Genomic DNA, 13,322 nt, shown 5'->3' with positions numbered 1-13,322 from the left:
AATAAGATGAAAAAGGTAAACTAAAAATGGATAAATGTAACGATACTTTATTGATATAGTACAAAGGAGATTTCTTATCTATGAATAAACTTACGACGACCAAGGATGTTTTTAAAATAACCCTGCCAACACCTTTTGCGGTCGGAGATGTAAATGTGTATGTTGTGAAGGGAGAAGCTTTAACATTAATAGATGCTGGTGCAAAAACGGAGGAAGCGTGGCAATCCTTTAATGAGCAGCTTGCTCAGTTAGGATATACACCATCCGATATTGACCAAATTGTAATCACTCATCATCACCCGGACCATGTAGGGCTTCTCGATTATTTTAATAAGGATATCCCAATTTTAGGTCACCAAAAAAACCAACCATGGATAAGTCAGGATAAGCAATTCTTTTTAGAGAATAAGACTTTTTATTATGAGCTTTTTCTTCAATTAGGCCTTGATCCCGCATTTATCAACTTTATTGATATGGATGAAGAACTTGAATATTCTTGTCGTAGATCACTTACAAAAACGATAGGAGAAGGAGATACCATCGATGGTATGACAGGCTTTAAGGTATTAGAAACGCCCGGACACGCACAAAGCCATATTGTTTTGTACCGAGAAGAGGATGGGATGCTTATCGCTGGAGATACTCTCTTAGCTAAAATCTCACCAAATCCATTGCTTGAACCGCCACAATTTGGTGAAACAGCTAGACCGAGACCATTAGTCCAGTACAATAATTCTTTACGAAAACTTCTAACACTTGACATGTCAAAGGTTGTAACGGGGCATGGAGCTGATATTATGAACCCTCATGAGCTTATTCAAGAGAGATTCGTTTCACAAAAAGAGCGGGCATATCACGTACTACAAATGATTAAGAAAAAGCCAATGACTGCCTTTGAGGTGTGTACTAAGTTATTCCCAAAAGTGTACTTAAAGCAACCTCTCTTTACGGTATCTGAAACAGTTGGTCAACTTGACTTCCTTGAAGAAATAGGTGAAATTAAGATAGAAGTCGTGAACGGACAACATATATATCACGCCAATTAAAATTCCCTGAGGTGAAAAAGGCCGAATGAATTCAAGACTTAAAGGAAAGAAAATTGTTATTACTGGGGCTTCGAGCGGGATTGGCGAAAAAATTGCCTACCTTGTTGCAGAGCAAGGAGCATATCCAATCCTTTTAGCCCGAAGCTATGATCAGTTAGAAAAAATTGCTCAAAACATTCAAGAAAAATACAGTATCGACTGCTTATATTATAAGCTCGATGTTCGTGATACAGAAAATGTAAAAGATGTATTTGAGGACATATTACGAAATGTAAACACGATTGATGTGCTTGTTAATAATGCTGGGTTTGGTGTGTTTGCAAATGTTGTGGATGCACAAATAGAGCAGATGAAAGCAATGTTTGAGGTTAATGTATTTGGACTCATTTCATGTACAAGGATGGTTCTACCTGCAATGATCCAGCAAAATTCAGGCCATATTATTAATATCGCATCACAGGCTGGAAAAATCGCGACACCAAAGTCAAGTGTTTATTCGGCTACAAAACATGCAGTACTTGGGTTTACGAATAGCCTTCGGATGGAGCTTTCAAGCACAAATATCCATGTAACAGCTGTAAATCCAGGACCGATTCGGACGCGTTTTTTTGACATTGCGGATGAGTCAGGTACATATGCGAAAAATGTAAATCGGTTTATGCTTGATCCTGATTTCGTCGCTTCGAAAATTGTTCAAGCGATGTTTACATCTAAGCGTGAACTCAATCTGCCAGGTTGGATGAATGCAGGCAGTGTATTTTATACCTTGTTTCCTCGGCTCGTTGAAAAAGTAGGGGGAAAAGCATTTTTTAAAAAATAATAGTACCATCAATACTCCTTTTTTTAAGGGGTATTTTTTATCCATTTATTAAATTCGACATGTGTACGTTGGTACATAAACGCAAAGGAGCTAATCGGTATACAATCATATCGCAAAACGATAAATGATATACCGCAACAGAGCTAATCGGTATACCAACACACCGTAAAACGATAAATGGTATCCCGCAACAAAGCTAATCGATATATCACCACACCGCAAAACGATAAATGGTATCCCGCAAAGGAGCTAAACGGTATACCACCACATCGCAAAACGATAAATGGTATCCCGCAAATAAAAAGAGTTCATAAGGTCACTTGATTTTTAGGAGTTTATTCCTTGACGTTTATTTTAGATAATGAGTAAATTACATTAAACACATTGAGTTACTATGTTTTAATTTAAATCTTGAGGGAGAGGATTACATGTCACAAAATGACCAGACATTTAGCTGTGCGATTCCTGTTGAATCGAACAATGATACATCAAAAAAACCAGTGGAAATAAAAGCCGATGGCTCTTTCAATCGTCAAACGAATCGCTTTACTGCACCTTTCGGAAATCAGCCTGGTGAATTACCCGTTGAGTCTGGCCGCTACCGCTTACTTTGGTCAGCCGCATGTCCATGGGCACATCGCTCTGTGATTGTTCGTAAAATTCTTGGATTAGAAAACGCGATTAGCTTAGGGAAAGTAAGTCCAATGAGACCAAGAATCGAGCGTGTTGATTGGGAATTTTCCTTAGATGACAATGGAGTTGATCCTGTTCTTAGTGTTCAGTATGTGAGTGAGGTCTATAAGAATGCGGACCCTAATTATACAGGTAGACCGACTGTACCAGTCATGGTTGATCTTGAAACCAAACAGGCTGTGAATAATGATTATTTTAAGCTTACCAACTATTTTGAAACGGTTTGGGCACCTTTTCACAAGGAAAATGCTCCAGATTTATATCCGAGTGGATTGCGTGAAGAAATCGATGCATTGAACGATGTCATTTTTCATGATGTAAATAATGGCGTATATAAATGTGGATTTGCACATTCTCAGGAGGCTTATGAGCAAGCCTATGATCAATTGTTTGCTAGATTAGATGAGTTAGAGGAGCGTTTGTCCAAACATCGTTTCTTATTTGGGGATTTTATCACGGATTCGGATGTCCGTTTATACACCACTTTGGTTCGCTTTGATGCTGCTTATTATTCAGCTTTTCGCACAAACCGAAATTTAATTCGTGAGTTTCCTAATCTTTGGGGCTATGCCCGCGATTTGTTCCAGACACCTGGTTTCGGTGAAACGACTGATTTTGAAGCCATTAAGCGCCATTACCACCTATCCATTACCATTGATCCTACAAAAGAAGAAGTAAATATCCTTCCTAAAGGACCAGACGAGTCGGTATGGCTTTCCGAACATAACCGTGAAGAATTGAGTAATAAAAAAGAAAAGTTCTTGATAAAAGGGTAGGTGAAATTGGAATATGAAAATTCGTGATGCTAAACAAGATGAATTGGATTTCATTCGAGAACAACGAATTGCTGCTTATCTTGAGCATTCAAAGGCAATTCCTGCTCCTCATTGGCAAGCTCTGAAGCAGGCAATTTCTTCTGAGGCTGACCGTCTTCACGGTTCTGAGCTTATTGTATGTGAGCTTAATGAAAAAATTGTCGGGAGTGTAGTCTTGTTTCCTGCTAAAACAGACGCATACGAAGGTCAGTTAGAGGAGTTGGATTATCCTGAAATTCGAATGCTAGCAGTTAGCCCTGAGGCTCGTGGAAACGGTGTTGCTTCAGCTTTAATTACTGAATGTATCAGGCGCTCCAAAACAAAAAATCACCAATTTATCGGATTACATACTGGTGAGTTCATGAAAAAAGCGATTAAGCTATACACAAACCATGGCTTCGAGCGCTTACCGCAATATGATTTTGAACCTGCGGATGATGGGATTGTTGTGATGGCGTTTCGGTTGGGTATATAATGCTTGTTTTTATGGCGCATGACCTTGAAATCATATAAATTTTTAGAAAAGTAATTTTCTGAATACTATTGACTTTAATAAACTATAAATTTATAATGAAATAAGTTAAATTGAAAATTCAATATTCAGCGCTAACCGGACAACCGGAAATACATTCTTCTTTGGGTGAAGTATTTCTAGTTGTTTTTTTTTCTGATAAGCTTAGATGTGTGTGACACTAGGTTGATTCCTATTATTTATTTAAAGTGCTAAAAAACAATATTATAAATTAATTCTTATCCAGAGAGGTCGAGAGATTGGCTCTTTGACACCTCAGCAACCGCCGCTAGATACGGTAAGGTGCTAAATCCCACAAGTTGGAATCAACTTGAAAGATAAGAAGGAACCTTAGGGTTATTAGGGCCTTCTTCTTGTCGGAGAAGGCCCCTTTGTTGGCCTTATCCACATTATAAAAGTTTCATTGAAGGGTGGATATATGCGTATGCAGAAAATAAACAATCATTATGCTTCAGAACCTAAAAGGCAATCCGATGATTTAAGGAAAAGCTCCTATATTAATTTGCCGGATTTACAATTTTTTAATTGGTGCAATCAACAACATGGGCTGAATAAGGGAGTTTACAATACGATCGATAACTGGTTTTTTGAGTATGGGATTGTCAATATTCATAATCGCAGAATTAATATTCTAGCATTCTTAGATTTTTTGAAGGATGATGCACTAGTACAAAATCAGCAAAAATATATTCGTTTTGGTCCAGGAGGGCTTAAAAGGAAATTTCAGGAGTTCACAAAGGAATGTAAAATGTTAACGAATATTAACTGGTGAGAAGGAATAGTGCGATAAAAACATTTGCATAGTGAAAATTTAAAAAACGTTTGACATTTGCAATGTGGTCTGATAAATTCAACTTATTGAATTATTATGGAAATTATGAATCGTTAAAAAATTAAAAATAAATATGATCTTACTTTCTTATCAAGAGAAGCGGAGGGATTGGCCCTATGAAGCTTCGGCAACAGGCTTTTTAAAAGTACTGTGCTAATTCCTACAAGCATGATAAATGCTTGGAAGATAAGAGGGGAATGGGACTAATGAGTTCTTAACCTCTTCTTATTAATAGGAAGAGGTTTTTTACTTTTTTATAATTTAATATTAATTAATGCTGATTAGACGACTAAAGGCAGTTATTTTCCAAATTAATGGGGAATGCTGTCTTTTTTTGTTAAAGACGGGAGGAAATCGAAAGCTTGGATTCACTAGTAAAAAATAGGTAAAGGAGCATGAGAAAATGACTGAAAATAAACATTTGGAAGGCCTTAGATTTAATACAGTGGCTCTTCATGGAGGACAAAAACCTGACCCCGTTACTCGTTCAAGAGCAGTTCCAATCTACCAGACAACATCTTATGTGTTCGATGATACAGATCATGCTGCCTCCCTTTTCAAGATGCAAGGGGAAGGGTACATCTATTCAAGAAATGCTAATCCGACAAATTCGGTGTTCGAAGAAAGAATAGCTCAACTTGAAGGGGGAGTGGGAGCCTTTGCTGTCTCATCAGGGCAAGCTGCTGTAACCATTGCATTACTTACATTAGCGAAAGCAGGAGATGAAATCGTAGCGACAAGTGCATTGTATGGGGGGACCTATACATTATTCTCGGAAACTTTTCGAAACTTTGGAGTTACCGTACATTTTGTTGACGGAAGAAGCTTTGAAAAAATCGAGCAGACAATAAATGCAAATACGAAAGCAATCTTCACAGAATCGATTGGAAATCCAAACTTAGAAATTGCTGATTTAGAGGAGCTAAGCGAGATTGCTCATAGAAATGGTATTCCATTGGTAGTCGATAATACATTTGCCACTCCCGTTTTATTAAAACCGATAGAGTACGGTGCAGATATTGTTGTTCATTCAACTACCAAATACATCGGTGGTCATGGGACCTCCATTGGGGGAGCGATTATAGATGCTGGAAAATTCCCTTGGGACAATGGGAGATTTCCTGATTTTACAAAGTTGAAATCTACTTTAAATAACCGTTCTTTTGTTGAAGCGGCCCAAGAGAAAGCCTATATTGCAAAGGCTCGGTTTGAGCTCGGTCATGATTTAGGTGCAACCCTCTCTCCTTTTAACAGCTGGCTGTTTATTCAAGGATTAGAATCTTTGCCAATTAGAATGGAAAAACATGTTCTTAATGCACAAAAGGTTGCGGAATATTTATCTAATCATGAATTAGTTGACTGGGTGAACTTCCCAAGCTTTCCTCATGATTCTCAATATGGGCTGGCAACAAAATATTTACCAAATGGGGTAGGGGCAATTTTTACATTTGGTGTAAAAGGAGGTTTGGAAGTTGCAAGAGTGTTTATCAATTCCTTAAAGTTACTTTCACATGTCGCTAATATAGGGGACTCAAAAACACTCATTATTCACCCTGCCAGCACAACACATTCAAGATTATCTCCGAAGGAACAGTTGCAAGCGGGGGTTACTCCAGAGTTGATCCGTATATCGATTGGATTAGAGGATGTACAAGATATTTTTGCCGATATTGATCAAGCATTGCAGATTAGTAGTCGATTAACAAGCATCCAAAGGTAAGATTTTTAGATATAACCAAGTAATTAGATGTGAATTAAAAACAAAAATGGAGGAGAGATAAAATGCTAATAGCCGTTGTTATTGACAAAGCAGAAAATATTGTCCCAATTGTAGAGGGAGAGAAAGTTAGAATTTACAATACAGAAACGAGTGAGTATCAAGAATTTCCAAACCCAGCTCTTGAATTACAAGAAGGACGAAGGGGGGCTACCTTAAAATTTGCCGAACAAAAAGGTGCTACCGCTTTCGCTGCACCACCTCAGACATTTTGTGAATTGTCTTATGAAAAAGCGTTAGCGGATCAAATAAAGTTTTTCCACTTACCTTCAGTTATTTCATTTAGTCAGTTTAGAGAGCAATTAAATAAGAAGGTAATTGTAGTTCAGGAAACACTTCCTAGCGATGAGATTGCACCTAGTTTTGTAACTGTGGAAAAAAGTAACCTGCATAGGTAAAGGAGTGATAATCAATTGAGTTTACAAAAAATGAAATTAGGACTTTTCTTAATGGGAACTGGTCATCATATAGCATCATGGAGACATCAAAGTGTACCCGGAAAATCTGCTATAAATATAAAGTTTTATCAGGAAATAGCAAGCATTGCTGAAAAGGGTAAGTTGGATATGCTTTTCTTAAGTGATGGATTATCGTTTGACAAACATTCACATCCTGCGGAGCTAGTAAGATTTGAACCATTTACTTTATTGGGAGCATTATCAGTCGTGACCAAACATATAGGCTTAGCTGCGACAGCAACCACAACCTATAATGAACCCTTTCATATTGCACGAAAGTTTCTATCTATTGATCACCTAAGTAATGGGAGATCTGCATGGAATGTGGTTACCTCTTACTATCAAACAGAGGCACGAAACTTTACTAAGAAGCAGCATCTTGATCACAGTATCCGATATAAGAGAGCTGAGGAATTTGTGAGTGTAGTGAAGGGCCTTTGGGATAGTTGGGAAGAGGATGCACTCCTTTGTGATAAGGAATCAGGACAATATTTTGATGATAATAAGTTGCATGGTTTACATCATCAGGGTGAGTTCTTCTCGGTAGAGGGTCCATTAAATTCATCCCGATCACCACAAGGAAGGCCTGTTATCATTCAAGCTGGATCATCAGAAGAGGGGATTAACCTTGCAGCCAAAACAGCTGATGTCATATTTACAGCACAGCAAACACTTGAAGGGGCACAGGACTTCTACAAAAAGGTAAAGGATAAGGCAATTCAATACGGCCGCTCTCCAGCGGATATAAAAATCATGCCGGGACTCTCGATTTATACAGGAAGAACAAAAGAAGAGGCGGAAGGGAAGTATCATCAACTTCAGGAATTAATCACTCCAGAAGTAGGGCTGCAAATACTGTCTGAATACCTAGGGGACTTTGACTTAACACCCTATCCATTGGATGGTCCATTGCCGTCAAATATTCCTGAAACAAATATGAACCAGAGCAGACGAAAGCTATTAATCGAGCTTGCTGAAAGAGAAAATTTGACGATCAGAGAATTGTCTAAACATGTAGCTGGTTCTAGAGGTCATCGAATTATATTTGGAGATCCACAGCAAATTGCGGATCAAATGGAGGAATGGTTTGTAAATAAAGCAGCAGATGGATTCAACCTTATGCTACCACATTTCCCCGATAGCTTAACCGATTTCGTAGAATTAGTGGTTCCAGAACTTCAGAAACGAGGATTGTTTAGAGAAGAATATGAGGGTGTGACTTTAAGGGAGAATCTTGGATTGCGGGAGCCAGAAAATCTATATACAAGAAGTGGTATAGAGGTTTAGGTCGAACTAAAAGGAAACACTTTAACATGATAACCAAGTATTTAGATGCGAATAATTTAAATTTGCTAATTATTGATAAAGCAATTTTATAAATAGAGGAGGAGTTTCAATGACTAAGGAAAGAAAATTAAAGTTGGGAGCTTGGATACACGGAGTTGGAGGTGGATGGGGTGATTGGAGGCATCCTGATTCCTTACCAAATGCAAGCACCAATTTTGAGTTCTATAAGCAACAGGCTCAAAAGGCCGAAGAAGGAAAGTTAGACTTTGTTTTTATTGCTGACAGTGTTTCTATTAATGAAAATTCCAGTCCGCATTATTTGAATAGATTTGAACCAGTTACCGTTTTGTCTTCTCTTGCAGCCGTAACAAATCACATCGGGTTAGTAGGCACTATTACTACGAGTTACAGCGAACCTTATACCGTTACTAGACAGCTTGCTTCTCTTGATCATATTAGCCATGGTAGGGCAGGCTGGAATGTAGTCACATCATGGCTTTCAGGAACTTCTGACAATTACAATAAGAAACCACATCCTCCTCATGATGTGCGTTACAAAATGGCACAGGAGTACCTAGAAGTAGCTAAAGGGTTATGGGATTCGTGGGAAGATGATGCTTTTGTCTATGATAAAGAGTCTGGAGTCTTTTTTGATAAAGAGAAACTTCATACGTTAAATCATGAGGGAGAGTTCTTTTCAGTTAAAGGACCATTAAATATCGCACGTTCCAAACAAGGTCAGCCTGTTATTTTCCAAGCCGGTAAATCAGAAGTAGGAAGAGATTTTGCAGCACGAAACGCAAATGTGATTTTTGCAGGGGAAGGAACGGATATTGAGGAATCCAAGGAATATTTTGCCGATGTAAAACAAAGGGCTCGTGGGTTTGGAAGAAATCCAAACCAGGTTTCCCTTCTGCCAGGGATTATTCCGATTATTGGTGATACGCAGGAAGAAGCGGATCGCAAGCATCAAGAAATTGCAAATCTAGTCTCTATAGATAAAGCACTTAATGCACTAGGTAGACCATTTGATGATCATGATTTTACTAAATATCCACTTGATGAGCCATTTCCTGATCTAGGGAGTTTAGGAAGCAATAGTCATCAAGGCATGTCCGACATAATTAAAAGAAATGCGAAGGAGAAAAATTTAACGTTGCGTCAAGTGGCACTGGACTTTGCTACACCGAAGGGAAGATTTGTTGGAACTCCGGAAAAAGTAGCAGATCTTATCCAGCGATGGTTTGAGGAAGAAGCATCTGATGGATTTATCATTGGGGCGGCAACACCAAAAGGACTGCCTGAGTTCGTAGATCGTGTTGTGCCTATTTTGCAAGAACGTGGAATATATAGAACAGAGTATGAGCATGACACTTTAAGAGGAAATTTAGGATTAGAAATACCTGAAAATCGGAACGCTAGAAAGCCAGTTCAACAGTTGTGAGCAAAGTAAGTAAGATAGAACATTACGTACTTTAGACAAAGCTAGTATAGAGACGAGGGAAATTTTGTGAAGAAGTTATATATACAAATATTTATCATTTTAATCGCATTTAGTGTTCTTCTAGCAGGATGTTCGAATACTGAAACAAATAATGATGAAGCTAGTGGAGCGGCTGCTGAGGGTGAGATAACACCCGGGGGAGAATTGAAATGGGCACTTGCTGGTACCGTAACACAAGACAATCTTGATGCTCATAAATCATTGAATGCACAAAATGGTCGGGTTATGAGATCACTTTATGATAGTTTGGTAGTTGAACTAGAGGATGGAACCATTAAACCATGGCTGGCTACCTCATGGGAGATTTCAGCCGATAACAGAAGCTATTTATTCAAGCTTCGAGAAGATGTAACTTTCCATGATGGGACGCCATTCAATGCTGAAGCAGTTAAATTTAATTTTGAAAGAATTAAAGATCCGGCAACAAATTCTACTAATTCATTAAATGCGATCGGTCCTTTTGAGTCGGCAGAAGTGATTGATGAGTTTACAGTGAAAATTAATTTTTCTACACCCTTTGCACCATTTTTAAGTAATGCTGCTAAGGCCGATTTAGGAATGGTATCCCCTGCTGCAGTTGAAAAATTTGGTGACGCCTTTCCACAAAATCCAGTAGGTACAGGTCCATTTAAATTAGAAAAATTCACTCTAGGAACACAGGTTGAACTAGTGAAAAATGAGGACTATAATTGGGCACCCGAAAATGCTGGACATCAGGGACCAGCATATCTTGATAAAATTACCATTCAATTTGTACCAGAAGAAGCGACTCGTGTTGGGGTCTTACAAAGCAAACAAGTACACGTGGCAGATATTATTCCACCTCAAAATTTAGTTGCACTAAAAAAGGATAATCAATTTAATGTTATTGAAACTGAATTGAAACAAATAAATTTTTCATTATATTTAAATCCAAGTAGAAAACCATGGGATGACGTAAAAGTGAGGAAAGCGGTACGATCAGCTCTTAATATTAAATCCGCAGTAGACACTATATATTTAGGCACTTCAGAACAGGCTTGGTCACCGCTTACAAAAACAATGTTTTCTTACACTGAAACTGTAGAAAACTCTTGGAAACAAGATTTAGAAGAAACAAGCAAACTACTCCAGGAAACAGGCTGGAAAAAAGGGTCTGATGGTTTATGGGAAAAAGATGGAAAACCTTTAACAATAGATTTAATTGATACTCAAGGTAACCGTGAAAAACGAATTGATTTAATCACAGTGTTTCAACAGCAGCTAAAACAAGCAGGTATTCAATTAAACATCGTTTCATTATCAGCAGGTGCTTATGATGAACGAAGATTTAATGGTGAATACGATATGTTTGCTTCAAGTCAATTTTATGGGGATCCAGATGTTATGAGATCGATCTTTTCAACAAAAGGGCCTTATGGGTTAGCAACACCTTCACGAGTTAACGTACCTGAACTCGATGAATGGTTAGAACAGGGGTATTTAGAACAGGATCCAGAAAAACGCAAAGAAATATATACAAAAGTACAAGAATATATAATTGAAAATGTATATTCTATCCCTACTTATTTATTCCAGTACTCAATTGCAACAGTAAAAGAAGTAAAAGGAATTCGATTCCATTCTCCAGCATTTCCTGATTTTTATGATGCTTGGATTCAACAATAACAATCACTAAAAGGAGTCTTAGGTATGCTTAAATTTGTATTAAGAAGAATATTAGTATCCCTTCTTGTCGTCCTGGGCTCAGTAACATTGGTATTTTTTCTCCTCCATATTTTACCGGGTGATTCTGCCCGGATGATTGGAGGAGAAAACATGAGCGAAGAGAGAGTTGCAGAATTGCAGACAAGATTGGGCTTAGACCGCCCAGTTAATGAGCAATATGCTGATTATATAAAAGGTTTGGTGACCTTCAATTTAGGTGAGTCATTTGTGGATAATCAGCCAGTGATTAATAAGCTTATGGTGAATATTCCCGCCACTTTATCTTTAACTCTAGCAAGTGGGTTTATAGCAATAATTATAGGTGTCGTATTTGGAGTACTATCTGCTATTTACCAAAATCGATGGCTGGATTATATTGTTCGAGTTATAGGGCTTTTTAGCATTTCTATGCCGACATTTTGGCTTGGAATACTTCTTATACTTATCTTTTCCATTAATTTAAATTGGTTTCCAGCTATTGGGAATGGGAGTTTTAAGCAGTTAGTTTTGCCAGCCCTCTGTTTGGGTATAACCCAATCTGGTTTATTAACAAGAATCATACGGAATAGTGTTCTAGAAATTATTAATGAACAGTTTGTTTCAACACTTAGGGCCAAAGGTCTAACGGAAAGAATAGTTATGTATAAGCATGTCTTACGCAATGCACTTTTACCAGGAATAACAGTTCTAGGAATTTTAATTGGGGATTTACTCGCTGGCTCTGTCGTGACAGAAACTGTTTTTTCTAGACAAGGAATCGGAAGAGTTGTAGTTGATGCAATCAATCAAAAAGATATTCCTATGATTCAAGGTGTTATTTTAGTTGCGGCAATTATGTACGTTCTTGTTAATTTCATTGTTGATCTTTCTTATGCCTACATCGATCCTAGATTACGAAAATCTACTATTAAATAAATCTTGGAAAATATAAAACGTGTGAGGTGGTAATTGAATGATTTCAAATTCGGGCACGGTTAGAGAGACTCTAACCCAGACTCTAAAAGAAAAGGATATTGGTTATAGAGCAAGACGTATAAAATGGTCAAAGGTAATCCTAATACTCTCCACGTTAATCATTGCCTTTATTGTTAGTTGTGCTCTATTTCCTCAATGGATTGCACCATACTCGCCCACTCAGATGAATACTCAATCCGTCATGCAGCCACCTAGTTTGTCCTATGTTTTGGGAACGGATCAATTTGGGCGTGACATTTTTAGTTTAATTGTTTATGGAGCAAGGCAGTCATTATTAACAGGTATAGCATCCGTTGTATTAGGTGGTTTAGCAGGAACGATCATAGGCTTAATTGCCGGATATACTGGTGGTATTATTGACACTATCTTTATGAGATTTATAGATATTCTGATGACTATTCCCAATATACTGTTAGCCATAGCTATTTCATCAGCACTTGGTGCAAGTTTAGGGAATATCGTTTTAGCAATTAGTGTTGCTTCCATTCCTGGATATTCTAGGGTAATAAGAAGCCAGGTTATTGCAGTAAAAAGCCGCCCTTTTGTTGATGCCTCCCGATCAATAGGAACATCACATTTAAACATTTTAGTCCGTCATATTTTTCCGAATTGTATTTCTCCATTACTTGTGATGGCTACAATAGGGGTCGGAACGAGCATTCTAATTGGAACAGGTCTTAGTTTTCTGGGACTGGGAGTAATTCAGGAAATACCAGACTGGGGCTATATGCTTTCTCAAGGTCGAAGCTATATAACAGTAGCTTGGTGGATTGTTACATTTCCTGGATTAGCCATTACCATTCTAGTTATTGCAGTGAATCTAATCGGAGATGAACTACGAAATCAACTAGATCCAAAGCATTCCAAAAATTAAGAATTACGGGGAGGTGGGTTGGA

At 37.9% G+C, this 13,322-nt stretch carries 12 protein-coding genes and 2 riboswitches; all 12 genes read left to right on the top strand.

Annotation, left to right across the window (positions count from 1 at the left end; all coding sequences use genetic code 11):
* Positions 1–80: 80 nt before the first annotated feature.
* The 12 genes from CKJ95_RS02350 (at position 81) to CKJ95_RS02295 (ending at position 13,299) form a co-directional block, all read left to right on the top strand.
* Positions 81–1,046, top strand: coding sequence for an MBL fold metallo-hydrolase (locus CKJ95_RS02350; protein ID WP_099351810.1), 966 nt, complete (start codon positions 81–83; stop codon positions 1,044–1,046).
* Between the two features lie 25 nt (positions 1,047–1,071).
* Positions 1,072–1,866, top strand: a complete 795-nt coding sequence (locus CKJ95_RS02345; protein ID WP_099351809.1) for an SDR family NAD(P)-dependent oxidoreductase — start codon at positions 1,072–1,074, stop codon at positions 1,864–1,866.
* A 428-nt stretch (positions 1,867–2,294) separates the two neighbouring features.
* The gene (locus tag CKJ95_RS02340) at positions 2,295–3,335 is read left to right on the top strand and encodes a glutathione S-transferase family protein (RefSeq protein WP_099351808.1); all 1,041 of its coding nucleotides are present in this window, start codon (positions 2,295–2,297) and stop codon (positions 3,333–3,335) included.
* A 13-nt stretch (positions 3,336–3,348) separates the two neighbouring features.
* Positions 3,349–3,849, top strand: a complete 501-nt coding sequence (locus CKJ95_RS02335; RefSeq protein WP_099351807.1) for a GNAT family N-acetyltransferase — start codon at positions 3,349–3,351, stop codon at positions 3,847–3,849.
* A gap of 272 nt (positions 3,850–4,121) precedes the next feature.
* Positions 4,122–4,230, top strand: a riboswitch (SAM riboswitch).
* Positions 4,231–4,330: 100 nt separating this feature from the next.
* Positions 4,331–4,678 carry a hypothetical protein gene (locus CKJ95_RS24010; RefSeq protein ID WP_306475346.1) on the top strand — a complete coding sequence of 116 codons (348 nt, stop codon included), beginning with the start codon at positions 4,331–4,333 and terminating at the stop codon, positions 4,676–4,678.
* Between the two features lie 144 nt (positions 4,679–4,822).
* Positions 4,823–4,931: riboswitch (SAM riboswitch) on the top strand.
* Between the two features lie 210 nt (positions 4,932–5,141).
* Entirely contained in the window at positions 5,142–6,458 is a 1,317-nt protein-coding gene (locus tag CKJ95_RS02325) for an O-acetylhomoserine aminocarboxypropyltransferase/cysteine synthase family protein (protein WP_099351806.1), read from the top strand.
* A gap of 62 nt (positions 6,459–6,520) precedes the next feature.
* Positions 6,521–6,913, top strand: a complete 393-nt coding sequence (locus CKJ95_RS02320) for a hypothetical protein (RefSeq protein ID WP_099351805.1) — start codon at positions 6,521–6,523, stop codon at positions 6,911–6,913.
* A 30-nt stretch (positions 6,914–6,943) separates the two neighbouring features.
* Positions 6,944–8,260 carry an LLM class flavin-dependent oxidoreductase gene (locus CKJ95_RS02315; protein ID WP_257215704.1) on the top strand — a complete coding sequence of 439 codons (1,317 nt, stop codon included), beginning with the start codon at positions 6,944–6,946 and terminating at the stop codon, positions 8,258–8,260.
* Between the two features lie 109 nt (positions 8,261–8,369).
* Positions 8,370–9,704, top strand: coding sequence for an LLM class flavin-dependent oxidoreductase (locus CKJ95_RS02310; protein WP_099351803.1), 1,335 nt, complete (start codon positions 8,370–8,372; stop codon positions 9,702–9,704).
* Between the two features lie 66 nt (positions 9,705–9,770).
* On the top strand, positions 9,771–11,411 hold the full coding sequence (locus tag CKJ95_RS02305) for an ABC transporter substrate-binding protein (RefSeq protein WP_099351802.1): 1,641 nt from the start codon (positions 9,771–9,773) through the stop codon (positions 11,409–11,411).
* Positions 11,412–11,435: 24 nt separating this feature from the next.
* The gene (locus CKJ95_RS02300; protein ID WP_099351801.1) at positions 11,436–12,365 is read left to right on the top strand and encodes an ABC transporter permease; all 930 of its coding nucleotides are present in this window, start codon (positions 11,436–11,438) and stop codon (positions 12,363–12,365) included.
* A 37-nt stretch (positions 12,366–12,402) separates the two neighbouring features.
* A complete protein-coding gene (locus CKJ95_RS02295; protein ID WP_099351800.1) occupies positions 12,403–13,299 on the top strand; it encodes an ABC transporter permease in 897 nt (298 codons plus the stop codon).
* Positions 13,300–13,322: the final 23 nt, after the last annotated feature.

It is taken from the genome of Fredinandcohnia onubensis (assembly GCF_002734285.1).
Lineage (GTDB): Bacteria > Bacillota > Bacilli > Bacillales > Bacillaceae_L > Ferdinandcohnia > Ferdinandcohnia onubensis_A.
This window is presented reverse-complemented; position numbering and strand designations above follow the sequence as displayed.

Bases quoted from the DNA above. Each gene is read 5' to 3' on its own strand.
- CKJ95_RS02335 (WP_099351807.1), top strand. From the start codon at position 3,349: ATGAAAATTCGTGATGCTAAACAAGATGAATTGGATTTCATTCGAGAA.
- CKJ95_RS02325 (WP_099351806.1), top strand. From the start codon at position 5,142: ATGACTGAAAATAAACATTTGGAAGGCCTTAGATTTAATACAGTGGCT.
- CKJ95_RS02320 (WP_099351805.1), top strand. From the start codon at position 6,521: ATGCTAATAGCCGTTGTTATTGACAAAGCAGAAAATATTGTCCCAATT.
- CKJ95_RS02300 (WP_099351801.1), top strand. From the start codon at position 11,436: ATGCTTAAATTTGTATTAAGAAGAATATTAGTATCCCTTCTTGTCGTC.
- CKJ95_RS02295 (WP_099351800.1), top strand. From the start codon at position 12,403: ATGATTTCAAATTCGGGCACGGTTAGAGAGACTCTAACCCAGACTCTA.
- CKJ95_RS02345 (WP_099351809.1), top strand. From the start codon at position 1,072: ATGAATTCAAGACTTAAAGGAAAGAAAATTGTTATTACTGGGGCTTCG.
- CKJ95_RS02315 (WP_257215704.1), top strand. From the start codon at position 6,944: ATGAAATTAGGACTTTTCTTAATGGGAACTGGTCATCATATAGCATCA.
- CKJ95_RS02310 (WP_099351803.1), top strand. From the start codon at position 8,370: ATGACTAAGGAAAGAAAATTAAAGTTGGGAGCTTGGATACACGGAGTT.
- CKJ95_RS02350 (WP_099351810.1), top strand. From the start codon at position 81: ATGAATAAACTTACGACGACCAAGGATGTTTTTAAAATAACCCTGCCA.
- CKJ95_RS02340 (WP_099351808.1), top strand. From the start codon at position 2,295: ATGTCACAAAATGACCAGACATTTAGCTGTGCGATTCCTGTTGAATCG.
- CKJ95_RS24010 (WP_306475346.1), top strand. From the start codon at position 4,331: ATGCAGAAAATAAACAATCATTATGCTTCAGAACCTAAAAGGCAATCC.